The 26,511-nt window shown below is 47.8% G+C and carries 22 protein-coding genes and 1 tRNA gene; 10 read left to right on the top strand and 13 right to left on the bottom strand.

Annotation, left to right across the window (positions count from 1 at the left end):
- The first annotated feature begins 19 nt into the window (after nucleotides 1-19).
- Both LX69_RS04610 and LX69_RS04605 read left to right on the top strand, forming a co-directional pair.
- Complete coding sequence (locus LX69_RS04610) at nucleotides 20-1,267, top strand: hypothetical protein (RefSeq protein ID WP_111444651.1); 1,248 nt, start codon at nucleotides 20-22, stop codon at nucleotides 1,265-1,267.
- A 121-nt stretch (nucleotides 1,268-1,388) separates the two neighbouring features.
- Nucleotides 1,389-2,504, top strand: coding sequence for a lactonase family protein (locus LX69_RS04605; protein WP_170124238.1), 1,116 nt, complete (start codon nucleotides 1,389-1,391; stop codon nucleotides 2,502-2,504).
- Between the two features lie 68 nt (nucleotides 2,505-2,572).
- On the opposite strand, the gene LX69_RS04600 is transcribed toward LX69_RS04605, so the two are convergent.
- Nucleotides 2,573-2,992 (bottom strand): Hsp20/alpha crystallin family protein, encoded by a 420-nt coding sequence (locus LX69_RS04600; RefSeq protein WP_111444649.1) that lies wholly within the window; start codon nucleotides 2,990-2,992, stop codon nucleotides 2,573-2,575.
- 156 nt (nucleotides 2,993-3,148) lie between these two features.
- Complete coding sequence (locus tag LX69_RS04595; RefSeq protein WP_111444648.1) at nucleotides 3,149-4,198, bottom strand: hypothetical protein; 1,050 nt, start codon at nucleotides 4,196-4,198, stop codon at nucleotides 3,149-3,151.
- Nucleotides 4,199-4,435: 237 nt separating this feature from the next.
- On the opposite strand from LX69_RS04595, the gene LX69_RS04590 reads away from it, so the two are divergent.
- The 3 genes from LX69_RS04590 (at nucleotide 4,436) to cls (ending at nucleotide 8,600) form a co-directional block, all read left to right on the top strand.
- Complete coding sequence (locus LX69_RS04590; RefSeq protein ID WP_111444647.1) at nucleotides 4,436-5,917, top strand: acetyl-CoA hydrolase/transferase family protein; 1,482 nt, start codon at nucleotides 4,436-4,438, stop codon at nucleotides 5,915-5,917.
- 131 nt (nucleotides 5,918-6,048) lie between these two features.
- Nucleotides 6,049-7,104: a bifunctional diaminohydroxyphosphoribosylaminopyrimidine deaminase/5-amino-6-(5-phosphoribosylamino)uracil reductase RibD gene (gene ribD, locus LX69_RS04585; protein WP_111444646.1), complete on the top strand. Its 1,056-nt coding sequence runs from the start codon at nucleotides 6,049-6,051 to the stop codon at nucleotides 7,102-7,104.
- Between the two features lie 29 nt (nucleotides 7,105-7,133).
- Nucleotides 7,134-8,600, top strand: a complete 1,467-nt coding sequence (gene cls / locus LX69_RS04580) for a cardiolipin synthase (RefSeq protein ID WP_111444645.1) — start codon at nucleotides 7,134-7,136, stop codon at nucleotides 8,598-8,600.
- A gap of 182 nt (nucleotides 8,601-8,782) precedes the next feature.
- On the opposite strand, the gene LX69_RS04575 is transcribed toward cls, so the two are convergent.
- From LX69_RS04575 to tatC, 7 genes are all read right to left on the bottom strand, one after another.
- Nucleotides 8,783-8,962: a hypothetical protein gene (locus tag LX69_RS04575; protein ID WP_111444644.1), complete on the bottom strand. Its 180-nt coding sequence runs from the start codon at nucleotides 8,960-8,962 to the stop codon at nucleotides 8,783-8,785.
- Between the two features lie 171 nt (nucleotides 8,963-9,133).
- Nucleotides 9,134-10,348 (bottom strand): ATP-dependent Clp protease ATP-binding subunit ClpX, encoded by a 1,215-nt coding sequence (clpX, locus tag LX69_RS04570; RefSeq protein ID WP_111444643.1) that lies wholly within the window; start codon nucleotides 10,346-10,348, stop codon nucleotides 9,134-9,136.
- Between the two features lie 96 nt (nucleotides 10,349-10,444).
- A complete protein-coding gene (gene clpP, locus LX69_RS04565) occupies nucleotides 10,445-11,119 on the bottom strand; it encodes an ATP-dependent Clp endopeptidase proteolytic subunit ClpP (protein WP_111444642.1) in 675 nt (224 codons plus the stop codon).
- Between the two features lie 69 nt (nucleotides 11,120-11,188).
- The gene (gene tig / locus LX69_RS04560; RefSeq protein ID WP_111444641.1) at nucleotides 11,189-12,550 is read right to left on the bottom strand and encodes a trigger factor; all 1,362 of its coding nucleotides are present in this window, start codon (nucleotides 12,548-12,550) and stop codon (nucleotides 11,189-11,191) included.
- 145 nt (nucleotides 12,551-12,695) lie between these two features.
- A tRNA-Leu gene (locus LX69_RS04555) sits at nucleotides 12,696-12,780 on the bottom strand.
- An 84-nt stretch (nucleotides 12,781-12,864) separates the two neighbouring features.
- Nucleotides 12,865-13,629, bottom strand: coding sequence for an LPS export ABC transporter ATP-binding protein (lptB, locus tag LX69_RS04550; RefSeq protein ID WP_111444682.1), 765 nt, complete (start codon nucleotides 13,627-13,629; stop codon nucleotides 12,865-12,867).
- A gap of 112 nt (nucleotides 13,630-13,741) precedes the next feature.
- Nucleotides 13,742-14,536 (bottom strand): twin-arginine translocase subunit TatC, encoded by a 795-nt coding sequence (tatC, locus tag LX69_RS04545; RefSeq protein WP_111444640.1) that lies wholly within the window; start codon nucleotides 14,534-14,536, stop codon nucleotides 13,742-13,744.
- Nucleotides 14,537-15,116: 580 nt separating this feature from the next.
- Here tatC and recQ point away from each other — a divergent pair.
- The gene (gene recQ / locus LX69_RS04540; RefSeq protein ID WP_111444639.1) at nucleotides 15,117-17,294 is read left to right on the top strand and encodes a DNA helicase RecQ; all 2,178 of its coding nucleotides are present in this window, start codon (nucleotides 15,117-15,119) and stop codon (nucleotides 17,292-17,294) included.
- A 74-nt stretch (nucleotides 17,295-17,368) separates the two neighbouring features.
- Here the strand turns inward: recQ and scpA are convergent, their stop codons facing one another.
- The 3 genes from scpA to mutA are packed head-to-tail and all read right to left on the bottom strand — an operon-like array spanning nucleotide 17,369 to nucleotide 21,848.
- On the bottom strand, nucleotides 17,369-19,519 hold the full coding sequence (gene scpA / locus LX69_RS04535; protein WP_111444638.1) for a methylmalonyl-CoA mutase: 2,151 nt from the start codon (nucleotides 19,517-19,519) through the stop codon (nucleotides 17,369-17,371).
- Nucleotides 19,520-19,577: 58 nt separating this feature from the next.
- Nucleotides 19,578-19,934, bottom strand: coding sequence for a four helix bundle protein (locus LX69_RS04530; RefSeq protein WP_111444637.1), 357 nt, complete (start codon nucleotides 19,932-19,934; stop codon nucleotides 19,578-19,580).
- A 60-nt stretch (nucleotides 19,935-19,994) separates the two neighbouring features.
- Complete coding sequence (gene mutA, locus LX69_RS04525) at nucleotides 19,995-21,848, bottom strand: methylmalonyl-CoA mutase small subunit (protein ID WP_111444636.1); 1,854 nt, start codon at nucleotides 21,846-21,848, stop codon at nucleotides 19,995-19,997.
- Between the two features lie 270 nt (nucleotides 21,849-22,118).
- Between mutA and LX69_RS04520 the strand changes: the two genes are divergently transcribed.
- From LX69_RS04520 to LX69_RS04505, 4 genes are read left to right on the top strand one after another with little or no spacing between them, the layout of a single operon-like run.
- Nucleotides 22,119-22,532 carry a Fur family transcriptional regulator gene (locus LX69_RS04520; protein ID WP_111444635.1) on the top strand — a complete coding sequence of 138 codons (414 nt, stop codon included), beginning with the start codon at nucleotides 22,119-22,121 and terminating at the stop codon, nucleotides 22,530-22,532.
- On the top strand, nucleotides 22,519-23,406 hold the full coding sequence (locus LX69_RS04515; protein ID WP_170124237.1) for a metal ABC transporter solute-binding protein, Zn/Mn family: 888 nt from the start codon (nucleotides 22,519-22,521) through the stop codon (nucleotides 23,404-23,406). Before LX69_RS04520 ends, LX69_RS04515 begins: the two co-directional genes overlap by 14 nt.
- Nucleotides 23,403-24,149 carry a metal ABC transporter ATP-binding protein gene (locus tag LX69_RS04510; RefSeq protein ID WP_111444633.1) on the top strand — a complete coding sequence of 249 codons (747 nt, stop codon included), beginning with the start codon at nucleotides 23,403-23,405 and terminating at the stop codon, nucleotides 24,147-24,149. The genes LX69_RS04515 and LX69_RS04510 overlap by 4 nt, the downstream gene beginning before the upstream one ends.
- A gap of 19 nt (nucleotides 24,150-24,168) precedes the next feature.
- Nucleotides 24,169-24,987 (top strand): metal ABC transporter permease, encoded by an 819-nt coding sequence (locus LX69_RS04505; protein ID WP_111444632.1) that lies wholly within the window; start codon nucleotides 24,169-24,171, stop codon nucleotides 24,985-24,987.
- A gap of 8 nt (nucleotides 24,988-24,995) precedes the next feature.
- Here LX69_RS04505 and LX69_RS04500 read toward each other — a convergent pair whose 3' ends face one another.
- On the bottom strand, nucleotides 24,996-25,886 hold the full coding sequence (locus LX69_RS04500; protein ID WP_170124236.1) for a DMT family transporter: 891 nt from the start codon (nucleotides 25,884-25,886) through the stop codon (nucleotides 24,996-24,998).
- Nucleotides 25,887-26,511: the final 625 nt, after the last annotated feature.

Below are 26,511 nucleotides of genomic sequence, written 5' to 3'. Positions count from 1 at the left end.
ACAATAATTTACCAATCGAATGACACAATCATTATTAACGCGTGTGGTTCTTGCAGCTTTGTTAGGTTCGACACTGCCTGTATTTGCCCAAAACGACGATAAACCCAAGGTAACGTTTGGTGGCTTTATCAATCACGAAGTCATTTACGACAGTCGTCAATCGACCACTGCCCGCGAAGGCGAAGTAATGCTTTTTCCCAAACCGGAAGCTAAAGATACTGAAGGTAACGACGTGAACGACCGTTCGGAGTTGACCATGCTTAACTTTCATACCCGATTGTTGGCTTCGGTGGCCGGCCCCCAAATTGGTTCGTACAAGTCTTCGGCTTATGTTGAAGTCGATTTTTTAGGAACCAGTGATGCCGCTCCGAACATGATTCGCATGCGCCATGCATTTCTGAAACTGGCTAACGATAAAACCGAGTGGTTGGTTGGACAATATTGGCACCCCATGTTTGTGCCCGAATGTTTTCCTGATATCGTGGGGTGGAATGTGGCCTTGCCGGTGCACGTGCTGAGCCGGAATCCTCAGGTACGATTCACTTATAAGCCGAGCGATAAAATGAAGCTAACCTTGGCAGCCCTCGGTCAGCGCGACTTTGCTTCGCATGGCCCCGATGGCGGTTCGTCGGTTTACCTTCGCCGAAGTGGCATGCCCGATGTACAGGCTCAGTTGATGCTTCGCGCCACTGAAGGTTGGACTCTGGGTGGTACGGCCGGCTACAAAACCATTGTTCCACGTTTGCAAACAGCGGCCGGCTTGCAGGACAATGCTTCCTTGGGCAGTTACAACCTCAACCTTTTTTCAAGTTTCAAAAATGACAAACTGGCCTGGCTGGTTGAAGGGATATATGGTCAGAATCTCAGTCATTTCCTCATGCTGGGTGGTTATGCCGTGAAAAGTGAGGATGCATCAGGACGCCGAAAATATACCAACCTCAACACCCTGTCGGTGTGGACCGATTTTGGCTACAACCTCGATGCCAAATGGCGGGTGGGTGTTTTTGGCGGATACGTTAAAAACCTAGGTGCCGATAAAAAATCAACCCTTTCAGCCGCGACTGCTTATGGTGTTGGAACTAACATCGACCATCTCATCAGCATCTCGCCCCGTGTCAGTTACACCATCAAAAACCTGAAACTGGCTGTGGAGGTCAATCGTTTGACTGCGGCATACGGCAGCATCAACGCCGAAACCCTGAAGGTCGAGAACACAAAGGAGGTGACCAACAATCGCTTCGTGTTTAGCACCACGTACAAGTTTTAATTTTCCATCGTTTACTCATAAAAAGCGGGACGCGAGTTTTGACGTCCCGCTTTTTTTATCTTGGAATGAGAATGACATTTTTCAATATCTTAGTGATTTTATCATTGAAAATCTGATGACTATGAATAAATTGAATGCATTAGTGTTTTTTGGGATTTTGTTATTCGTGTCAGCTTGTCGCGTGTCACAACCCATCGACAACACTGTTCGTTTTTACATTGGTACCTATACCAGCTCAGGTTCCGAGGGCATTTACATGGCGCGTTTCGATACCCTCACCGGGATGGTTTCGGCTGACACCCTGTTGGCTCGTTTGCCCAACCCCAGTTATCTCAATCTGTCGGCCGATGGCCAATGGTTGATGGCGGTGAGCGAAAGCGGTGGTGTGGCGCCCAATGTTTTTAGTTATCGTGTTCAACCTAACGGGGAACTTGTTTTGGCCGACACATTGCGCTACAATGGGCAGGGCGCCTGTTATGTGAGTGAATATGCTGCCGGCGCATGGGTGGTGTCGAACTACGGGAGCGGAAGCGTCACCTTTATCAAGACGGACAGCTTGGGCAAATTCCGACCCGATGGGCAACAGGTGCAACACGTGGGCAGCGGGCCTAATGCCGATCGGCAGCAGCAACCTCACGCCCATTCGGCAATGGTTGATCCGGCCGGACGGTATGTGTATGTGGCCGATTTGGGCACTGACCGCATGATGGTTTACAATCCTCATGGCGATACGGTGCGATGTGTGGCGCAAATAGCCACAGCTTCCGGTTCCGGGCCTCGTCATTTTGCCTTTCATCCATCAAGCAAGGTAATGGCCACGCTCAACGAGCTGCATCAAACCGTCGATGTGTGGATGCCCGACAGCACTGGTGTGTATGCCGACTTGTGCCATACAGTGTTACTGTTGCCCGATACGCTTCGCGATGGCGGCACGGCTGCCGACATTCATTTTTCACCCGATGGCCGTTTTCTGTATGCCTCTAACCGGGGAAACCACGCTGTGGTCGCTTTCGCGGTCGATGCCAACAGTTTTGAGTTAACACCAGTGCAACACTATTTGGAAGGAATTTCCCGTCCTCGCAATTTCGTCATCGATCCATCAGGTCGTTTCCTGTTGGTGGCCAATCAGGATGGTGATAACATTGTTGTGTTGCAACGCGACCTTCACACCGGATTATTGTCTCCCACAGGTCATCAGCTTGAGGTAAAGAGCCCTGTTTGCTTGAAGTTTGACTAACAGTGTTCATTATAACATCAAAGGCTGACCCTCACAGGTCAGCCTTTGATGTTTAATTGAAGATGTGATTATGAAATGGCAATCATGCGAGCCGGTTGGGGTTTGGCTTCTTCGCGTTTGGCTATCATTAGTGTAAGGACGCCGTTTTCGTATGAGGCATCAATTTTGCTTTCATCCACGGTTTTTTCAGAAAGCGTGAAGGTTTTTGAAAAGCTTTGTGCCTGAAACTCCCGGCGATGCACTTTGCGAGTGTCGCCTTCGGGTTGGGCAGCTTCGGCCGAAATGGTCAGGCGGTGGTTGTCCACTTCAATCTTAAAGTTTTCTTTTTTGAATCCGGGAACGGCCATTTCAATGGTAAACCCGTTTTCGTCTTCGTAAATGTTTGATGCCGGAATGCTGTGGCAGTTTAGCAAAGGCGAACGGTCAAAAGCATTGTTCATGATGTTGAACAAATCGGGCATCGCGGGGGTGAATTTTACAAATGTCATGGTTATGTCCTCCAATTAATGTTGTGAATTTTTGATTGTTTGGACATTCTTTATCAAGCCATGTGCCAGTCGAATTTTTGTGACAAAATTGCCGATTTGGGAGATTTCTCATTGACAAAATGACATTATTGCCCGGTTTTTAGTGCCAATCAGAAGCTATTTTTGGTATCGCCGTCGGTTTGTATCGCGGTTGAGCTTCTTGTTTTTATGGGTTTTATATTTTGTCATTTTAAAGTTTTGATCATAAAGCCCCATGTCACGTGCTTTTTTGGTGCCCAGGTACCAGCAGATGTCCAGCATGGGGGCAATGCCAATGGGGTTGGGGGTGTTGTAAGCTGCTTCTGAAAATTGAATTCCAAAAGTAAACGAGAGGTTGTCGGACACAAATCCCTCGGCGGCCAGGTGTTGTTCAAAGGCATTGTGTCCGGTGAAGTTGCCCCTGAAGTATTTGAGGCTCCCGCTGAAAACCCAGGCCGGTGAATATTGGTAATCGGCTCGCACAAACAGGTGAGCCAGGTAGTCGTTACCGGTCAGGGCGATGCTACGGTTGGCCAAAAAGTGTTTGTTGGTTTCTTGCAAATCGTTATCACCCAATGGTACGCCAAAGTCAACTCCGATGCCACCCGAGATGATGAGGTAAGGTTGGCGCCCCCTGCATCCCAGGTAATCGCGATACACCCGGCTTACGATGAGCTGGTTTTTGGTAGAAAGTATCATGGGAATGGCGTCATCGGGTTGGGCATACACGGTGTTGCCTTCTGATTGATAATACCGATATCCCGGCGTGGCCGAGTAAATGCCATGCCGACTGGCCACGTACCATCGCCCCTGCCGCCATCGTTTTTTCACAAACAGGTTGGGTACCCATCTGGCTAAGCCCAAATACGACTCGGCTTCCAAACCATCGAGGATGCCATATCGGGCAGGCGCCATCACGCTGAGGTTGCCCGCGTGTTGATACACTGTGTTGCCCGATTCGGCTGGCCACCGCAAGTCGTCGCGCACCTGAGCCGTTTCACGCCCGCTTTGCTCCGATGGTGCAAAAGGGGTCTGTTCGGCTTCTTTTTGATCTGCTTCCTGCTGGCGTTTTTGAATCTCCCGCTTGCTGCTGCGTTTGCCCTTCAGCCCTGAGCCCGACTGGGCAAAGGCCGTGCCGGTAAGCATCAGGCAAACAACAACAAATGTGTGTAAACGCAGAAGTTTCATGAGGATCGGAGAATAGTTAAGTTCCTAAATTACACAAAAATAGTTGTGGATGGGCACGATGGTTTCATAAATGTGGATTTTGTCAGAATGTGCGGCCGTTTTTGCCCATTTGTGAATTGTTGTGAAATCGGGCAGATATGTTTTTAAACCATCTTTTTTAATCGGTCAGACTGATTAAAAAGTTATACTTTTGCGACGCAAAACAAACAAATTGCGTACAATCAAAATATTAAAACTATGCGGTATAAGTTGATGACAGCCCAGGAGGCCGCCACGTTTATTAATCACGGAGACATTGTTGGATTTAGTGGATTCACCCCTGCCGGTGCGCCCAAAGTGGTACCGGGTGCCATCGCGGCCAAAGCACGCGAGGAGCATGCAAAAGGGCATGCCTTTAAAATTGGGGTGGTAACCGGTGCTTCAACCGGCGACTCACTCGATGGTGAGTTGGCTCGTGCCAATGCCATTTCGTTCCGGACTCCTTATCAGTCAAACAACGATTTGAAAGAATCTCTCAACTGTGGTGAGACGCAATATTTTGATATGCACTTGTCGCAAATTGCTCAGGAATTGCGTTATGGCTTTTTGGGTAAAGTGAAAATTGCGGTCATCGAAGCGGCCGATGTGACCGACGAAGGCGAAATTCTGCTGACATCGGGCGTGGGCATTACCCCCACCATTGCCAAGCTGGCCGATCAAATTATCATCGAGCTTAACAGCCGTCACCCTAAAGCACTCAAGGGACTTCACGATATTTACGAGCCGTTGGATCCTCCTTACCGTCGCGAAATTCCCGTTTATACCGTGCGTGACCGTGCAGGAAGCCCATTGTTGAAGGTCGATCCTAAGAAAATTGTGGGTATTGTTGAAACCAACGCTCCTGACCAGGTGGGTGGCTTCGCTCCCGTTGACGAAACCACAGCCAAAATTGGCGACAACGTGGCCAACTTCCTCGTGGAACAAATTAAAAACGGCACCCTTCCTAAAGAATTCCTGCCCATTCAGTCGGGCGTGGGCAACATTGCCAATGCCGTGTTGGGTTCATTGGGCGCCAACAAAGACATTCCTGCCTTTACCATGTACACCGAGGTGATTCAGGATGCCGTGATCAAGTTGATGAAAGAAAACCGCGTGAGCTTTGTGAGCGGTTGCTCGTTGACCGTATCAACCCCTGTGTTGGACGACATTTATGCCAACATGGATTTCTTTAAAGATAAAATTGTGTTGCGTCCACAGGAGCTCTCAAATAACCCCGAGTTGGTGCGCCGTTTGGGATTGATTACCATCAACACAGCTCTCGAAGCTGACATCTTTGGTAACATCAACAGCACACACGTGTTGGGAACCAAAATGATGAACGGATTGGGCGGATCGGGCGATTTCACCCGCAACGCTTTCTTCTCCATCTTTACTTGTCCTTCGACAGCCAAAGGCGGCAAAATCTCCACCATCGTGCCGTTGGTGAGCCACCACGACCACAGCGAACACTCAGTAAAGGTGATCATCACCGAGCAGGGTGTGGCCGACTTGCGTGGCAAATCACCCCGCCAACGTGCCGAGGCCATCATCGAAAACTGTGTGCATCCCGACTACAAACAGCTCATGTACGATTACGTGAAGTTGGCCGGTAAATGCCACACGCCGCACACCCTGGCGTCGTCGTTCAACATGCACACCGAGTTTGCCAATTCGGGCGACATGCGCAATACCAAGTGGTAATTCAAATGAACTGATACCATATAAAACGCTGCTCTCACGGGGCAGCGTTTTTCATTTCAGCCGCCGTGTGGGGTGGGCGGGTTTGAACATTTTTTATAATTTCACGTTTCAATCATTCCCTATCAATTTCTATGAACCAACAACACACCGATGAACGCTTTATGGCGCGATGCCTGCAGCTGGCCGCAATGGGTCAGGGGCATACCTATCCCAATCCCATGGTGGGTGCCGTGGTGGTGCACCGGGGTAAAATTATTGGCGAAGGTTATCACTGCAAGGCCGGTGAGGCACATGCCGAAGTCAATGCCATCAACAGTGTTAAAGATGCTGCCCTGCTGCGTGAATCGACCATTTATGTGAGCCTTGAACCCTGTGCCCATTTTGGCAAAACGCCGCCCTGCTCGCTCCTCATCATCGAAAAAAAAATACCCCGCGTGGTGGTGGGTTGCATCGACAGCTTTTCGGAGGTGGCCGGGCGTGGTGTGGCCATGTTGCAACAGGCCGGCGTGAGCGTTACCGTGGGGGTGCTCGAAGATGAATGCCGCTACATCAATCGCCGCTTTTTCACCTTTTTTGAGAAGAAGCGTCCCTTTGTGATGCTCAAGTGGGCGCAAACACTCGACGGGTTGATGGACATCGAGCGAACCTCCACCCACTGGGGCGAACCCACCTGGATCACCAATTCGCAAGCCCTGCGCGAGGTGCATCGCATGCGTGCCCGCGAACAGGCCATTCTGGTGGGCTACCGAACGGCACTCAAAGACAATCCCTCACTCACCGTGCGCCATTGGGTCGGGAATCAGCCCCTGCGTGTGGTCATCGACCGTGAAGCCTCCCTGCCGCCATCGCTCAACCTGTTCGACCATCGGCATCCCACCCTGCTGGTGACTGCCAAAAAAGTCGCCTCTTCCGAAAACATCAGAGTCCTGACCATCGATTTCAACCAGCATTTTCTCACCACACTGCTGCGCCAGCTGGCCGCCATGGGTATTCAGTCGCTCATTGTGGAGGGTGGGGCAGCCACCCTGCAACGCTTTATTGATGCCGGCTTGTGGGACGAAGCCCATGTGTATGTTGGCGATAAGTGGTTTGGACGCGGCGTGAAAGCTCCCGTGCTCAATGCCATTCAGCTTTCGTCGCAAACATGGGGCGACAGTCGTTTGTTTATCTTCAAACCCCAAGGATAATTCTCACCCTTCAGCCTCTAAAACATCTCATGATCGATTTTTTAAACCAACTGCACAGCTACGTCACCCCATTTATGTTAACGGTATATGCCATCATCATTTTGGTGGTGGTGATTGTGATTGTGCTCGAAAACCGCAGCCCGCTCAAAACCTTGTCGTGGATCATGGTGTTGCTGCTGTTGCCGGGATTGGGGTTTGTGTTTTATGTTTTTTTTGGACAAAATTTCCGCAAAGAAAAAATCATTGCCCGCAAAGGACTCAAAAACCACGAGCGCCTGTTGTCACTGGCCAATGCCCAAATCAATAAAATGAGCGAGGGCAACCTGCTCGACAACACGGCTGCCAACCACAAGCGCAACATTGTGCAACTGTTGCTCAACAACAGCTACTCGCTCATCACCATTGGCAACAAGGTCACCGTGTTTCATAATGGTGCCGATAAGTTTGAGGCATTGCTCAATGCCATGGGCAACGCCAAAAAGTTCATCCACCTGGAGTATTATATTTTTGAAGAAGATGAGGTGGGCAATCGCATCAAACGCCTGCTCATTCAAAAAGTGGCTCAAGGGGTCGAAGTGCGCTTGATTGTTGACGATGTGGGCAGCTGGGAGCTGAAGGACAAGTTTTTTAAAGAGATGGAAGATGCGGGCATCGAAGCCGGCAGCTTCCTCAAGGTGCGCTTCCCCTGGCTCACCAGCAAGGTCAACTACCGTAATCACCGCAAAATTGTGGTCATCGATGGCGAAGTGGGTTTCATGGGCGGCATCAATGTGGCCGACCGTTACCTCGACGGGCACGAGAGCTACGGCATTTGGCGCGACACCCACATGATGATTGAGGGCGATGCCGTCAATTCACTTCAAACCACCTTTCTCATCGACTGGTATTTTGTGAAGCAGGTGGAGCTGGCGCATCCTCATTATTTCCCATCTAAAACTCCCGTGGGCGACAAAATTGTGCAAATCGTTTCCAGCGGCCCCGATTCCGATTGGCCGGCCATCATGATGGGCATCTTTCAGGCCATCGCCACCGCCCGCGATTACGTGTACATCTCCACGCCCTATTTCATGCCCAACGACCACGTGCTCATGGCCATCAAAACAGCCGCACTGGGCGGGGTCGATGTGCATTTGCTCATCCCCTCAAAGAGCGATGCCTACGTGACGCTGCTGTCGTCGCGATCCTATTTGCGCGACTTGATGGAGTCGGGCGTCAAAGTCTCCTTTTACGACAAAGGCTTTTTGCACTGCAAAACCATTGTGGTCGATGATGTGCTGTCGCTCATCGGGTCGGCCAACATGGACTTCCGCAGCTTCGAGCAAAACTTTGAGGTGACCTCGTTTATTTACGATGAGGAGGTGGCCATCGAAATGCGCAACGTATTCCTCAACGACCTTAACGACAGCACCCGCATCTATCCCGAAGTGTGGGTGCGTCGTCCCTTGAACGAGAAAGCCAAAGAATCGTTCGCCCGCTTGCTCAGCCCTCTGTTGTGATTTTTTTGATGATGTTTTATTGCATTACAACACATTCCTTAATCCTGAGTTCTTGAATCTTTTCTGTGGTGCGACTGAATAATCGGTAGCGATGAAAAAGATTCATTTACACTGAGTCACACGGAGGAGACTCACAGAGCCACAGAGAAAGAGGTCAGTTTTCTCTGTGAAACTCTGTGCAATCATTTTTGATGATGGGTTTCACCGGGCGAAATTGAGCGCCACGCGTCGGGGAGACTTTCGCCCCGGGGCGAAAGTTCAAACCAGCCTTCGGGCAAGGTTTCGCCCTGGGGCGACCATCCCAACCACGCATCCGGCAAAGTTTCGCCCCGGGGCGAAAGTCCCAACCATGCGTGGTTCATACTTTCGCCCCGGGGCGACGATTTTTAGTGCCATCGTCAAAAACTTTCGCTCCGGAGCGAATATCCCAACCACGCGTGTCGCTCAATTTCGCTTCAATGTGACCGTTTTTGGGCCACAAAAAAAGCGCACCCGTCAATGGATGCGCTTTTGCAGATGATTGATGAAACTGCTTAACTGGCTTTGAGCATGGCAATGTTGGCCTTGTCAATTTTTTCGGTGGCATAAGCCAGGTCGATGCGCAGTTCTTTCTCTTTTTTCGATGGCATTTCAAACATGGCATCGATGATGATGGTTTCGCAAATGGAACGCAACCCGCGTGCCCCTAGCTTAAACTCAACGGCCTTGTCGACAATGTATTCGAACACCGCTTCGTCGAACACCAGTTTGATGCCATCCATCTCAAACAGTTTTTCGTACTGACGGATGATGGAGTTTTTGGGCTCGGTGAGAATGAGGCGCAAGGTGCTGCGATTGAGCGGCTCCAGGTAGGTGAGAATGGGCAAACGGCCAATGATTTCGGGAATGAGGCCAAACGACTTCAAATCCTGTGGTGTGATGTATTGCAGCAGGTTACTTTGGTCGATGTTGTCCTTGTTGCGGCTGGCGGTGTAACCCACCATTTTGGTGTTGAGACGCTGCCCGATTTTGCGATCGATGCCGTCAAAGGCACCCCCGCAAATGAAGAGGATATTTTTGGTGTTGACGGGAATCATCTTTTGGTCGGGGTGCTTACGGCCTCCCTGGGGCGGTACATTCACGATCGATCCTTCGAGCAGCTTCAGCAGCCCTTGTTGTACCCCTTCACCCGACACGTCGCGGGTGATGGAGGGATTGTCGCCTTTGCGGGCGATTTTGTCGATTTCGTCAATGAAAACGATGCCTTTTTCGGCGGCCTCCACGTTGTAATCGGCCGCTTGCAGCAATCGAGTGAGGATGCTTTCGATGTCCTCGCCCACGTAGCCGGCCTCGGTGAGCACCGTGGCATCGACAATGGTAAAGGGCACGTGCAGCATGCGGGCAATGGTGCGAGCCAGAAGGGTTTTGCCTGTGCCGGTTTCGCCCACCAGAATGATGTTCGATTTTTCAATTTCCACATCGTCGCCCTTGTCGGACTGCATCAGGCGCTTGTAATGGTTGTAAACAGCCACCGACAGGTATTTTTTGGCGCTGTCCTGCCCAATAACGTATTGATCAAGGAAAGTCTTGATTTCAGAAGGTTTCAGCAGCTTCACCCCCTTCATATCGAAGGAGCCTTTCTTTTTAAATTCCTCTTCGAGGATGCTGTTTGCTTGTTCAATACAGTTGTCGCAGATGTGGCCCGAGATGCCGGCTATCAGCAGGTTGGTGTCCTTTCGGGGACGTCCGCAAAATGAACATTTATCCATGGGTTGATTTGATACGTGATGAAACAGCAATGCAGAATTACCATGACTGATAATTCTGCACCGCAAAATGTTATCGAATTATTCTCTTGTCTGTCATTACTTCTGACGAACCAAAACCTCGTCAATCATGCCATATTCTTTGGCTTCTTCGGCGGTCATCCAGTAATCGCGATCCGAATCTTTTTCAACCCGCTTAAAGGGTTGTCCGGAGTGATCAGCGATGATGTTGTAAAGTTCCTTTTTCAATTTAAGGATCTCACGGGTGGTGATTTCGATGTCCGAAGCCTGCCCCTGAGCGCCGCCCATGGGCTGGTGAATCATGATGCGTGAGTGACGCAGGGCTGTTCGCTTGCCCTTGGCACCGGCTGTGAGCAACACGGCTCCCATGGATGCGGCCATTCCGGTACAAATGGTGGCCACGTCGGAAGAGATGTATTGCATGGTGTCGTAAATGCCCAAACCGGCATGCACCGACCCACCGGGGGTATTAAAATAGATGGAGATGTCTTTGTTGGGCGCCGTTGACTCAAGATACAGCAGCTGTGCCTGAATCACGTTGGCCACATAATCGTCGATGGGCATGCCCAAAAAGATGATGCGATCCATCATCAGGCGGGAAAAAACGTCCATGCTGGCCACGTTTAACTGGCGCTCTTCGATGATCGTGGGTGAAATCCAGTTGTTGGTGATGGATGTGTACTGATCGAACACCAAACTGTTGATACCCATGTGACGGGTAGCGAATTTGCGGAAATCGCGGGGATCTATCATAGTGAACCTGTTTTTAAAAGTGAGCCTCTAAATTAACACTTTTTCCCAGCCTGTGGGTGTAAATTTATATTAATTGTTCTCAAACAATTTGTTGAACTCATCGCGGCTCAGCTCTTTCTCATCCAGTTTCACTGCTTCTTTAATGAAGTTGAGCACTTTGGTGTTGATGGCGCCTTGGGCGAACTGACGACGTTGCTCTTCTTTGTTGAGCATGTCCATGGCATAGTTCTCGAGGTAATCTTCGGGAATGTTGCTCAGGCCATATTGCATAAACTGGATGCGAGCAGCTTGTTTGGCGGCAGCCAACACATCCTGGTGGTCTATTTCGAGCTTGTTGGCTTCAATCACTTTGTTTTTGATCAATTGCCATTTCAGGTCTTCGATGAATTTAGGCATCTCAGCGTTGATTTGCTCGTCGGTGAGTTTATCGTTGCCATGGTTGGTGGCTTTGATCCAACGAATCAGGAATGCCTCGGGCAATTTAATGTCGAACTTGGCAACCAGTTTCTCACGGGCATCCAATTGGAAACGATAATCCGATTCAAAGGCCAGATTGTTGGCCAGTTCTTCTTTCACTTTGTTTTTGAACTCTTCTTCGTTGTTCACCACGCCTTCGCCATACAGCTGTGTAAACAGATCCTGGTTGAGTTCGGCATATTTAAATTCGGTGATTTCGTTTACCGTTACTTTAAAGTCGCTTGTTAATCCTTCAGCTTGTTCTTTGCTGATTTTAAGCATGTACGACAGTTCGTTGGCGTTGGGATAAGCCTTGGCAAGGTTCATTACCACTGCATCACCCACTTTCGAACCTACCAGTTTATTACGCTCGGCATCGTCTTTAGCCACCATCATCGAAATCACGGTTTCGTCAACCTGAATGCCGTCCTGTTTGGCATTGCCATTGGCATCCAGTTCTACCAATGAAGCTTTAATCATCGATTGGTCGCTGATCACGTCTACCACTTCGTTTTTACCAAAGCGGCCGGTCACCGATTTAATTTGCTGATCAATCATCTCGTCGGTGATGGCGATGGTGTAGTAGGGGAGTTTATCTTTTTTCGACAGGTCGGCCTCAAATTCGGGTGCCGTGGCAATGTCAAAAATAAATTCAAATGATTCGTTGGCATCAAAATCAACCAATTGCTGTTTTTCGCTTGGAAGGGGTTCGCCCAACAGGTTGAGTTTGTTATCGGTGATATAGTTCGACAGGTTTTCTGATACTAATTTGTTAATCTCATCAGCCAAAATCGATTTTCCGTACATTTTTTTCACCATTCCGGCGGGTACTTTACCGGGACGGAAACCGGGCATTTGAACTTTTTTGCGGTAATTGTTCAAGGCATCGTTTACTCTCGTTTCATAGTCGGCTTTTTCAACGGTCAACGTCAAAACGGCATTCAAATCATCAATGGTTTGCTTTGAGATGTTCATCTGCGTAAAAATATTAGTATAAATTATCCGAACCAGTACTCTCCGGCTGACGGAGTGAAAAATTATTAGACAAGTGTGATTTGCCACATGCAAAAAACGCCTCCTTACCGGTTTTTAACAGGGTAAAAAGGCGATTTAGGTGCGATGGTGCGGATGAAGGGACTCGAACCCCCACGCCTCTCGGCACCAGATCCTAAGTCTGGCGCGGCTACCAATTACGCCACATCCGCAATTTGTTTTTTCAGCGGTGCAAAGATAGAATCTTTTTTTGGGATTCTGCAACTATTGACTGAAAATAATGTGGCTAGTTGATGTTATTGATTGATAGAACTAAAGTCGCGTCGCTTGAGCTCAAAATCGGCACCGAGATATAAGCGTCGCACTTCCGGATCCTCGGCCAGTTCTTCGGCCGTGCCGGCTTTGAGAATGTCACCCGAGAACAGCAGGTAGGCCCGGTCGGTGATCGAAAGCGTTTCGTCCACATTGTGGTCGGTGATGAGGATGCCGATGTTTTTGTCCTTTAGCTTGTATACAATTTCCTGAATGTCGCGCACCGCAATGGGATCGACCCCGGCAAAGGGCTCGTCGAGCAGGATAAACTTGGGGTTGATGGCCAAAGCTCGGGCTATTTCGGTACGACGGCGTTCTCCCCCCGAGAGCTGAATACCCAAACTTTTGCGAATGTGTTGCAGGCTAAATTCGTTGAGCAGCTCCTCTAAGCGATGTTTTTGATAATCTTTGTCGTAATCGGTCATCTCCAACACTGCGCGTATGTTGTCTTCAACACTCAGTTTGCGGAACACACTGGCTTCTTGTGCCAAATAACCGATGCCTTTTTGAGCCCGCTTGTACACGGGGGCGTCGGTGATATCATCGTCGTTGAGGTAGATGTGACCCTCGTTGGGTTTAATCAATCCCACAATCATGTAAAAGGTCGTGGTTTTGCCGGCACCGTTGGGACCCAAAAGTCCTACTATTTCGCCCTGACGTACTTCTACCGAAACACCTTTAACAACCGTGCGTTTCTTGTATCGTTTCACCAATTGTTTGGTGTGCAGTAACAATGATTCGTTTTCCATGCCACAAAAATAGTGAAACCCTCCATGAATCAATCCGCTTGGCGTGTCAATTTTTTGGGGTTGATCCCTTTTTTTATTGATTGCTAATAATCACACTGTCAGTGGTTATAAGCTATGATCTCTTGCGTTCGACACCAGAGGCGATGTGAATCCCGGCTTCAAATAACAGGATCATGGGTACGCTCACCAATATTTGGCTCACCACATCGGGGGGTGTGATGATGGCTGCAAAAACAACGATGACCACCATGGCATGTCGACGGTATTTCTTGAGTCCCTTGACATCAACCACCCCCAGCCGTGCCAGGAGCCAGATAACCACCGGCAGCTCAAATGCAATGCCTGACGATAATACAATGCCCGATACAGTTGAAATATAGGATGTGAGGGTGATTTGGTTACTGATGTCGGCCGTAATTTGATAGTGCCCGAGGAACTCGATGGACATGGGGGCGATGATGTAGTACCCAAACAGGATTCCCACCATAAACAGCAATGAAGTCATCAGGATGAATGAGGAGCTCTGTTTAATTGCATTGGTTCCCAATGCAGGTTTTATAAACCGCCAAAGTTCCATGCAAATAAATGGAAATGCTAAGATGAATCCTGCAATTACCGACACCCATATATGTGTGGTAAATTGACCCGACATTGAGATGTTTGTCAATGGCAACGGATTTTGGTTGATACAAAGCTGTGGTGTGTGCATAAAACCGGCCAAAGTGCAAAGCCAGCGATTGGTGAAGAAATCGGGTTCTTTGGGAGCCAGAATCACATCGTTAAAAATGACATCGCTGAATATAAATGCTGCGATGGCAAGAATGCCAATTGCCAAGACACTCCTTATCAAATGTTTGCGCAAGGTTTCGACATGTTCCCAAAAACTCATTTCACGATCGTTTGACATTCTATTTTTTTTGTCTAAGATATTAATTAAGATGCTTTGTGGTGCAATGTTCTCTTCGCCGATTTCTTACTGTTTTAAAACGTGATGAATTTACACACGACCGTTATTTTGAACATTTATAATTGCTCCCTCCGGCTGCATGGCGTAATATTTTGACGATGAAGGTTTTTGCCTGTCGTTAAAGGTTTTTATTATTTTTCTTCATCCGTGTGCTTTTGAGGTTGGTTTGTTTGTTGTAATTTTATCACGCTCTCAAGGGCTTGCGTGTTGACCTAAACACCATGCCTGTTAAACCTAACTAAAGCTACTTCCTCTGATGTTTTCTCTCTGAAAACATGTTTGTTATTGTATTCCGTTTTGGATGCTGGCGACAATTGTTTTTGAAAAAAATTATTTGTGAAGCAATTTTTAATTGCTACCTTCAATGATGTTTTGCCCCACCGGGGTTAAAATGATTGCTCTTGTGAAACCACATAATTTGGTGGCTTTTTTCACATAATGGCACTTTGAGAGGTTATTAATAGTTGCCGGATTGGATAATGGATTCGGTGTTTGGCTGGTTTGATAATTAATTGCAGATATGTTTAAACAGGTGGATTTAGGCGAGAGTTTAAAGCAACATTTTGGTTTTGATACGTTTAAGGGGAATCAGGAGACAATTATCCGGAATCTTCTTGATGGAAACGATACCTTTGTGTTGATGCCAACGGGGGGGGGGAAGTCATTGTGTTATCAGTTGCCGGCTTTAATTATGCCGGGTACTGCCATTATTATATCACCGCTCATTGCGTTGATGAAAAATCAGGTAGATGCCATGCGCAACTTTAGCGAGGAAGACGGCGTGGCTCACTTTCTTAACAGTTCGCTCACCAAGTCTGCCATCGTTCAGGTGAAGGAAGATGTCTTAGCCGGAAAAACGAAGTTGCTTTATGTCGCTCCCGAATCGCTCACCAAGGACGAGAATATTGCTTTTTTAAAACAAATCACCATCTCGTTTTATGCCGTTGACGAAGCGCACTGTATTTCCGAGTGGGGTCACGATTTTCGACCCGAGTACCGACGCATCCGTCCCATTATCAGTGAAATAGGTGAAGCTCCTGTAATTGCGCTCACCGCAACGGCTACGCCCAAGGTTCAGCACGACATTCAAAAGAACTTGGGTATGCTCAACGCGAAGGTGTTTAAATCGTCATTTAATCGAAGCAACCTTTATTACGAAGTCCGTCCCAAAACGGATGCGACAAAGGAAATCATCAAAATCATTAAGGCCAATACGGGCAAGTCGGCTATTATATATTGTCTAAGTCGCAAAAAGGTCGAAGAGTTGGCCGAAATGTTGGTGGTTAACGGCATTAAAGCGGTTCCCTATCATGCAGGGATGGATGCTTCGTCTCGTGCTGCCAACCAAGATAAGTTCCTGATGGAACAGGTGGATGTGGTGGTGGCCACCATTGCTTTTGGTATGGGAATCGACAAGCCCGATGTGCGCCTGGTGATTCATTACGACATTCCCAAAAGTCTCGAAGGTTATTACCAGGAAACCGGTCGTGCCGGACGCGATGGGGGAGAAGGGCGCTGCATTACCTTTTACAGTTACAAGGATATTGTCAAGCTCGAGAAATTTATGCAAGGCAAGCCTTTGGCCGAGCAGGAAATTGGTAAACAGCTGTTGCTCGAAACAGTAGGATATGCTGAAACTTCGGTTTGCCGTCGCAAGGTGTTGTTGCACTATTTCGGTGAAAAGTTTGAGATGGAAAATTGCGAGTGTTGTGACAACTGCATGCACCCCAAAGAGCAATTTGACGGTCAGGAAGCCATTCAGAAGGTGCTGAAAGTGGTCAACGAAGTAAAGGAAAAATTCAAGTCCGATCACATCATTCATATTTTGTGCGGAACCCTCAACAATGCCACCAAGTCATACAAACACGATGAATTGTCGCTGTTTGGCTGTGGAGACGAAGAGGACGATAAATATTGGAACGCGGTGGTGCGTCAATCACTCGTTGAAGGTTTTCTGTCGAAGGATATCGAAAATTACGGTTTGTTAAAGCTAACCGATAAAGGCTTGCAATACATGCAGAAGCCTTATACTGTGATGTTAACCAAAGATCACGATTTTGATAATGATGACGATGAAGCACCCGTTGGCGGAACTGCTGCATTAGATAATGCGTTGTTCAATATGCTCAAGGAGTTGCGCAAACAAATGGCCAAGAAAAAGGAGTTACCGCCATTTGTGATCTTCCAGGATCCATCGCTCGAGGCTATGGCTACCTATTATCCCGTATCTCTCGAAGAGCTGCAAAATATTCCCGGGGTAGGTGCCGGTAAAGCCAAACGTTTTGGGAAAGAGTTTGTCGATTTGATTAAGAAACATGTTGAGGTGAACGAAATTGACCGCCCCATGGACATGGTTGTCAAGAGTGTGGCCAACAAATCGAAAAACAAAATTGCCATCATTCAGGGCATCGACCGCAAAGTGTTGCTCAACGACATTGCCGAGTCAAAAGGCCTTTCGATGGACGAGCTACTCAAGGAGATAGAGTCCATTGTTTATTCTGGAACTCGTGTTAACATTGATTATCATATTGACGAAGTGATGGATCCCGAACACCGTGACGAGATTTTTTACTTCTTCAAAGAAGAAGCTGAGACCGATGATATTCAGGCAGCTCTTGAAGAGTTGGGTGAGAATGAGTATTCCGAAGAAGAGGTTCGGATGGTGAGGATTAAGTTTATTTCGGAAGTCGGGAACTAATTCGATTTTGTTGTGATATTAAAAAAGGCTGTTCGTAATGAACAGCCTTTTTTATTGCATTATCTACCTGATAATTATTTATGCGCCTCAATTAATATATCGAGGATGTCGCTGGCAGCTTTGGCAACCGATGTTCCGGGACCAAAGATGGCTACAGCACCTGCATCGTAGAGGTATTGGTAATCCTGTGCCGGGATCACACCACCGCAAATCACCATGATATCTTCGCGACCCAGTTTTTTCAACTCTTCGATCACCTGAGGTACCAAAGTTTTGTGACCTGCTGCCAATGAAGACACACCCAACACGTGAACGTCGTTTTCAACAGCTTGTTTGGCCGCTTCGGCAGGCGTTTGGAACAATGGTCCCATGTCCACGTCGAAACCGATATCGGCATAACCGGTAGCCACTACTTTGGCACCGCGATCGTGTCCGTCCTGACCCATTTTGGCAATCATGATACGAGGCTGACGACCTTCTTTTTCAGCAAATTGCTGGCACAGTGCACGGGCATGATCAAATTCCTTGTCATCACCTGCTTCGGAGCTGTACACCCCGCTGATGCTACGAATCACTGCTTTGTATCGTCCTACAATTGTTTCACATGCATAAGAAATTTCACCCAGTGAGGCACGCAATTTGGCGGCTTCAACGGCCAATTCAAGCAGGTTACCTTCACCGGTTTCAACCGCTTTGGTAATGGCAGCAAGCGCAGCTTGTACCTTAGCTTCGTCACGGTTGGCACGCAATACTTTCAAGCGCTCAATCTGGCTCAAACGCACGGCAGTGTTGTCGATTTCGAGAATGTCAATAGGATCTTCTTTCTCCAAACGGAAACGGTTTACACCTACAATTACTTGTTTGCCACTGTCGATTTTAGCTTGAGTACGGGCAGCAGCCTCTTCGATGCGCATTTTTGGTACGCCCGATTCGATCGCTTTAGCCATACCACCCAAGCTTTCAACCTCTTCGATCAAAGCCCAGGCTTTGTCAACCAATTCTTTGGTCAACGACTCAACATAGTAAGAACCAGCCCATGGGTCGATGGCTTTACAAATTTGAGTTTCGTCTTGTATGAAGATCTGTGTGTTACGTGCAATACGTGCCGAGAAGTCGGTTGGCAATGCAATCGCTTCGTCGAGCGCGTTGGTGTGCAATGACTGGGTGTGACCCAAAGCTGCACCCATTGCCTCGATACAGGTACGTCCAACGTTGTTGAATGGATCCTGTTCGGTCAATGACCAACCTGAAGTTTGCGAGTGTGTACGCAATGCCAATGATTTTGGGTTTTTAGGATTGAATTGTTTTACAATCTTAGCCCACAACATACGAGCAGCACGCATTTTGGCAATCTCCATAAAGTGGTTCATACCAATAGCCCAGAAGAAAGACAAGCGTGGCGCGAACGAGTCGATGTCCATACCTGCGTTCACACCGGCGCGGAGGTACTCCAAGCCGTCAGCAAGAGTGTATGCCAACTCGATATCAGCTGTAGCACCTGCCTCTTGCATGTGGTATCCCGAAATAGAGATACTGTTGAACTTAGGCATGTTTTTCGAAGTGTATTCGAAAATGTCAGCGATTACTTTCATTGAGAAAGTAGGAGGATAGATATAGGTGTTACGCACCATGAACTCCTTCAAGATATCGTTCTGGATGGTACCAGCCATATCTTCCAACTTAGCGCCTTGCTCCAAACCTGCCACAATGTAGAATGCCAATACCGGCAATACCGCACCGTTCATGGTCATAGACACTGACATCTTGTTCAAGGGGATACCATCGAACAAAATTTTCATGTCGAGGATAGAGTCGATGGCAACACCGGCTTTACCTACGTCACCAACAACGCGCTCATGATCTGAGTCATAACCGCGGTGTGTAGCCAAGTCGAATGCTACCGACAAACCTTTCTGTCCCGAAGCCAGGTTACGACGGTAGAATGCATTTGATTCCTCAGCAGTCGAGAAACCTGCATACTGACGAATCGTCCAAGGCTGAGTAGCATACATACCCGAGTAAGGACCACGAAGGAATGGTGCCAAACCGGCTGCATAGTTCAAATGCTCCATGCCGGCAAGGTCTTCCTTGGTATAAACTTTTTTCACGGGAATCATCTCGGGTGTTACCCAATCCTTTTTAATCCCGTTTTTCTGCTCCCATGCAGCCGCATCGGTCTGGCTGGGGGCTCCTTTGTAATTTATTTTTGAAAAATCTGGTTTCATGTAATAAGATTTTTAGACTTTTAGACGAGAGACAGATAGATTAGATGAAGAAAGATTTTTAGACCAATTGATTTTGAAAGGAGATGATCATCTTTTCAAGTTCCTGACTTTGGTTGGTTAATGAATTGTGTACTTCTACACTCAAATAACCTAAGTCACAACCCAGAATGATGAGGGTTTCAAGCTCAAACAACGAACCTTTGGCAATATTCAAGAAGTTGCTAAAGTCTTTGTTAGTCCCTTTGCCCGATCCTTCGGCAATGTTTGCTGCAATTGAAACAACTGCTCTGCGTGATTGCCCCTGAAGTCCATAAACTTCAGATTGAGGATAGGATTTGGTTGCTTCGTAAACTGTTTTTACCAGCTCACGTGCTTTTTGCCAAATCTTTAACTCTCTGAAATTATGTCCTCGCATCTCAATAATCTCTTAAGTCTTGTCTATCTGTCTAATATCTAAAACTCTTCTTGTCTGTAATTATTTAATCCCCAACAAGCCATTGAAAGCCTTCAGCGTTTCAAGCACATTGCTACGCACGTTGATGAAGTGCTCGATGCCTTTGGCTTTGAGGTCGTCCATGCAGGCGGGAGCACCGGCAACCACAAACTGAGCGGCATTGCCAAGAGCAGCGAATGCAGCAGGAGCAGCTTCAGCATATTCATCGTCAGATGAACAAAGTACCACGATGTCGGCTTTGGCAGCTTTGGCAGCAGCTACGCCTTCTTCAACGGTGGCAAAGCCCATGTTGTCGATCAATTCGTAACCTGCACATCCGAAGAAGTTACATGAGAATTGAGAACGAGCCAGACGCATGGCCAGGTTACCGTAGGTCAACATGAATACTTTAGGACGTTTAGCCGCTTTTTCTGTTGATAGACGCAATGCCTCAAACTCCTCAGAACCGCGGAACAACACAATAGGCTCGACGATGGCACCCGTGGTGTCAATCTTTTTGTGTTCCATGCACTTGGCATCGATTTGAGCCTGCATCTGTTCGTTGAAGTTAGGATACTGGTTGGTACCCAGCAGGTTCTCGCGACGTGAGGCAACCGCTTTTTTGCGATCGTCAGCGCTTTTCTTCACCAATTGTTGGATGTAACCAGCCTGCAAAGCAGCAACATAACCGCCTTTGCCCTGAATATCGAGGAACAAAGTCCATGCTTCACGGGCGATATTGTCAGTCAGATTTTCGATATAATATGAACCAGCTGATGGATCAACGATTTTATCGAAGTGCGACTCTTCTTTCAACAGCAATTGTTGGTTGCGTGCAATACGCTCAGAAATCGCATCTGATTTACGGAAGATTTTGTCGAAAGGCATCACCGTCAACGAATCGCAACCGCCCAACGTGGCCGACATGGCTTCGGTTTGCGTGCGAAGCATGTTCACGTTTGGATCGAAAATGGTTTTGTTGAATTGTGAAGTTTCGCAGTGAATGTTCATCTTACAAACTTCTTTGCTCGCAGGTTTGTATTGTTCCACAATCATGGCCCACAACATGCGTGCAGCACGCAATTTGGCAATTTCCATGAAGTAGTTACCACCAACACCAAAGTTGAATTTAAGAGCACCGGCCACTTCATCAACCGACAAACCACTTTCAGTTAACTGAGTGATGTATTCGGCACCCATGGCCAACGAAAATGCCAGCTCCTGTACGATAGAAGAACCGGCATTATTGAAATATTTACCGTTTACGGCAAGCGTTTTGAATTTTGGAAGGGCTTTACCCGCTTTCACCACTTCGCCTGCATATTCGAACATGCGCTCAACAGTGGTGCAGGTTTTGCCGGTGATGGTGAATTTACCGATTGGGTCGAAATTCACAGAACCTTGAGCAAGGTTGACTTTTTTAGATACTTCCACCAATGCTTCCACCAACTTCTTGTTTCCATGAGTGGTTTCGAAGTTCAGTTCAACATCGGCAGCAATGTTTTTGAGCAGTGCAGACAGGTGATTCACGTTGGCTTCATCTTCGCCATGAAGTTTAAAGCCCAATGATGTCACGCCCTTGGTCAGAACATCCAGCGCTTTGGCATTGGATTCGGCAGCGTTACTGCCGCACATATCCTGACGGATAAACCATTTATTGTCGGTCTTGGTTCCACGCACGTAGGGGAACTCGCCCGGCAGGGTGTTGAGATACTGTAAGTTCTCAAGGTCTTCGGCACGGTAAAAAGGACGCACATTGAAACCTTCAGATGTTTTCCACACCATCTTTTTTTCAAAGTCGGCACCTTTCAAGTCCGCCGTGATTTTGTCCATCCATTCCTGAGTCGAAATAGGCGGAAATTCACTAAATAACGGTTGTTTGTTTGTATCTGCCATAATTTGTTTGTTTTTAAAGCCGCAAAAATAACCCTTTTGCGGTAGAAATGATAGTTTATAAGCCCTTTATATATCTGTTTTAGAGCAGGGTTATTGGTGATTTATTTCTCTATTGTTTGTTTTTTTACTTGAATATCAGCGTGATGTGTTTATGGTCTGTTTGTGCTAATTTTCACATTTATTGGTTCTTTTGCGTCGATGGGCGGTGAACAATACTGGCATTCGCTTGTTTAAATTCGTAACTTTGCAACAGTGTTGCAATTTATAATTATGACTGTCGCTGAAATATTAAAGCACTATCAGTTGCATCAAACGCCCATTCGCGTTCAACTGTTGGAGGTATTTTTGAGAGCTGATCGCCCCTTGTCGGTGAGGGAAATTGAGCCCCTGTTGGAACAAAATCCCGACCGGGTCACGCTTTATCGCACCTTAAAACTGTTTGTCGAAAAATCCATCGTCAATCGCATTGATGTGTCGGAAGCATTGGTTGCGTATCGGATGAACGAAAGCAGTCAACACATGCATTTTCATTGTACCAGTTGCAATGCGGTGTATTGCTTGCCTGAGGTTCCCATTCAGCCGGTGTATGTGCCCAATGGGTTTGTGGTGACCGATAACCGTTTTGTAGTCAATGGGGTGTGCTGTCGTTGTAGTGATAAAAAAGGACAAAATGATGATAAATAAACTTCTAATTGCCATTATTCCGCTAGTATTGGGCGGATGTGTGCCGAAAAAGACCACTGAAGTCGCATCGATTATTAATGTGAGCATTGTGCCCCAAAAGTTTTTTATCGAACAGATGGTTGGCGATCGCTATCAGGTGAATGTGGTTTTGGAAAAAGGCGCAAACCACGAGACTTACGAGCCATCGCCGCGTCAGATGATGTTGCTCGAAGAGGCACCATTGTATCTCATGCTTTGCCACAATGGTTTTGATCAGCCGTGGGTGGATAAATTGATGGCGCGACATCCTGATTTGAAAGTTGTGGATTTATCTGCGGGCATTCAGTTGCTCGCCGGAGATGCCTGCGATCATGGTGACAACCACCATCATGACCATCATCACGCGGTGGATCCCCACATTTGGATTGCGCCATCGACGGCCAAACGCTTGGTTGAAAATTTAAAGGATGCACTTCTGCAAAATTTCCCTCACGACAGTGTTCTCATCGTTGACGGTTATCAGCGGTTGCGATCAAAGATGGACAGCGTGGATGCCCGTTATGCCCGTGAATTGAAACCTCATGCAGGGAAGTCATTTATGGTGTATCATCCGGCAACCTCCTATTTGGCGCGCGACTATGCGTTGAACGAAATTTCCATCGAGAGTGATGGTAAGGAACCTTCGGTGGCACGCTTGAAGGAATTGATTGAACAAGCTCGCATTGAGGACGTGAATATGATATTGATGCAAAAGGAGTTTGACGAACGTCATGTGCAAGTGCTTGCCCAGGAAACCGGTGCAAGTGTGGTTGCGTTTGACCCCATGAGTGAGAATTGGTTCGATTTTGCAGATTCGCTTCTTCGTCAATTCACCGAAAATCTGTCGCATCCATGAAACCATTGCTCAAACTGTCCGGCGTGAGTGCCGGCTACAATGGTGACGATGTCATCAGGGATGTGAATTTGGAAGTGCATGCCCATGATTTTTTGGCCATCATAGGGCCCAACGGTGGGGGTAAAACCACGTTGCTGAAAGTGATTTTAGGATTGTTGCCCATCCGTACCGGGGCGATTGAATTTCCCGGTTTGCCCGCTGGGCTTAAGTCCATTGGTTATCTGCCACAGGGTGGGGCGTTTGATGCGTCCTTTCCCATTTCGGTGCTCGATGTGGTGTTGTCGGGATTGATGGGACAAATGAAACTGTGGCAGCGGGTGACCAAAGCCCAGCGTCAGTCGGCTCTGGCGTTGCTCGAACGTACCGGCCTGTTGCCATTTGCCGCAAATCCCATTGGTGAACTGTCGGGTGGCCAAAAACAGCGGGTATTTTTATGTCGTGCCTTGATTCATCAACCCGGTTTGCTGATTTTGGATGAACCCAACACTTACGTCGATAAAGGTTTTGAAGGTGAACTCTATCGCATTTTGCAGGAATTGAATCGTTCGGTGGCCATCATGCTGGTGTCGCACGATGTGGGAACCATTTCATCGGTGGTCAAAACCATCGCTTGTGTCAATGGTCGCTTGCATTACCATCCATCCAATAAAATTTCAAGCGAAATGCTGACCTATTACAATTGTCCGGTCGAATTGATTGCCCATGGGACGATTCCTCATCGGGTGTTGAAAAATCATAGCTGACTGTAATTATCGATTGATTATGTTTGAATTGTTCCAATATCAATTTTTTATCAATGCCGTTTTGGGCGCATTGCTCACGTCGTTGGCAGCCGGTTTTATAGGCACGTACATTGTGGCGCGAAAAATCGTGTTTTTAACCGATGGCATCACCCATTCCTCGTTTGGAGGCATTGGGTTGGCTTATTATTTTGGACTGAACCCGTTTTTGGGAGCAGTATTGTTTGGCATCGCGTCGGCTTTGGGCATTGAGTGGGCTCATAGCAAAGGCAATGTGCGCGAAGATAGTGCCATTGCCATTTTGTTGGCCATGGGCATGGCGGTGGGCATTTTGTTCGTGTATCTGACACCCGGTTACAGCCCCAATTTGATGAGTTTTTTGTTTGGGAATATTCTCAACATCACCACATTCGATTTGTGGGTGATGGGGGCATTGGCGCTACTGGTGGCAACGGTGTTTGTCATTTTTTATCGTCCGTTGCTTTATTCGGCGTTCGACCCCGACTTTGCCAAGGCGGCCGGCTTACCCGTTCAGGCCATTCGCTATGTGATGATGGCATTGATTGCGTTGACGGTGGTGATGAGCATCAAATTGGCGGGTATCATACTGGTATTGTCGCTTTTTACCATTCCACAGGTTATTTCGGGGCTGATGACCCGTCAGTTTGGACGCATCATTCCCTTGTCGGTATTGTTCGCGTTGGTGGGATCTATGGGGGGACTGATGTTCTCGTACTATGCCAATATTCCGTCGGGGGTGGCCATCATCATTGTGCTGGTGGGCATCTGGCTGTTTTTTAAGTCAGGCAAGTTACTCATGCGTTTTGCTTTTGGAAGATGAGTGGTGGGTTACGATGCCTTCTTAGCCCTCCTGGCCCAATGCACCAGGTAAATACCGCCAATCACAATCACGCCTCCGGCAAAATGCCACCATGTATGACGTTCGTCGAGCACCAGCCAGGCAACAATGACGGTCACAATGGGCTGTCCCAACAAGGTGGGAGCCACCACGGTTGCGCGTAAGTAACCTTGAGCAAAGTTGATGAGCCACCATCCCACCACATGCACCACCACGCCGTTGAATATAAATACCCACCAGGTATGTGCCGGATATCCGGTGAGAGCGTTGCCGGTGATGAAGGTGGCGGCCAGCAACACGATGGAGGATGTAAAAGTACTGATAAACAGGAATGGGAGCGTTTCCATTTTGGTGCGCCCTTCTTGCGCGGTGAGGTAATAAATGCCATACAGCATGCCGGCCATCAAACCAAATAAAATACTGCGCAACACAATGGTGTTGCCGTGCAAATCGGGCGCAATCATCACCACAATGCCCACGAGCGAAATCACCAAACCCATCCAAAATCCGCGGCGGGGATGTTCCTTAAAGAGCCACATGGCACCCAGTCCCGTCCATACCGGTGCCAAATTGGCGGCCAGCGTGGGCAGGGTGGTGTCGGTGTCCATAATGGCGGTGGACCACAAGGCCAAATCGATGCCAAAGCAGATGCCCGACAACACCGCGAAGAGGATGCCCCGGGGTGCCAGTGATCGATTTTTTCGCCAGTACAACATGAACGGAATCAACAGCACCAACGCCCCAATGCCCATGCGGTAAAAAGTGGTCACTACCCCCGGCGCGTTGGCCATTTTAATCACCACCGCCGAAACGCCAGTGAACAATACGCCGGCTCCAAGAGCCAAATACGATCGGAAAAGCATTTTTGACGAGGTGCTCATATATCCCATTTTGTGGCGCAAAGATAGAGATTAATCAAAGGCAGCGAGTCTTGGTTATATGAAGCCAACCCGCTAAAGAATATTAATTAAAGGATGTTGCAGCAGGGTCGGACATCCTTTTATGCCATTAATGGTTTTGAGCTTAAAAAACCATCTTACTTAAATGTGTCGTTGTTGATTTGTATCAAATAAATGCCACCCTATTTTTCAGCAATAACCACATTTGGGGGGTTAGGAGTAATGATTGTTTTATTATCTCAATTTATTCAGATGATGATAATTGGCATGCATTCATTGTTACAACCTGTTAGTGCAGGGCATGCCGTTTGAGGTGAATCAATTTTACCGGAACCTAAACGGCGGCCGTTTGAGGTGAATCATTTTTACTTGGGTCTAAACGGCGGCCGTTTGGGGAGAATCACATTTACTTGGGTCTAAACGGCGGCCGTTTGTTGTGAATCATGTTTTCTTGGGCTTAAACGGCGGCCGTTTGGGGAGAATCTTTTTTACTTGGGCCTAAACAGCGGCCGTTTGAGAAGAATCATTTTTACTTGGGCCTAAACTGCGGCCGTTTGGCTTGAATCGGATTTTGGTTGCGCTGAAACCATTTTATATGGTTGAACTT

The sequence above is a fragment of the Breznakibacter xylanolyticus genome (assembly GCF_003254275.1).
Taxonomy (GTDB): domain Bacteria; phylum Bacteroidota; class Bacteroidia; order Bacteroidales; family Marinilabiliaceae; genus Breznakibacter; species Breznakibacter xylanolyticus.
Note: the sequence above shows the minus strand (reverse complement) of the source record. Positions and strands in the feature narration are given on the sequence as shown.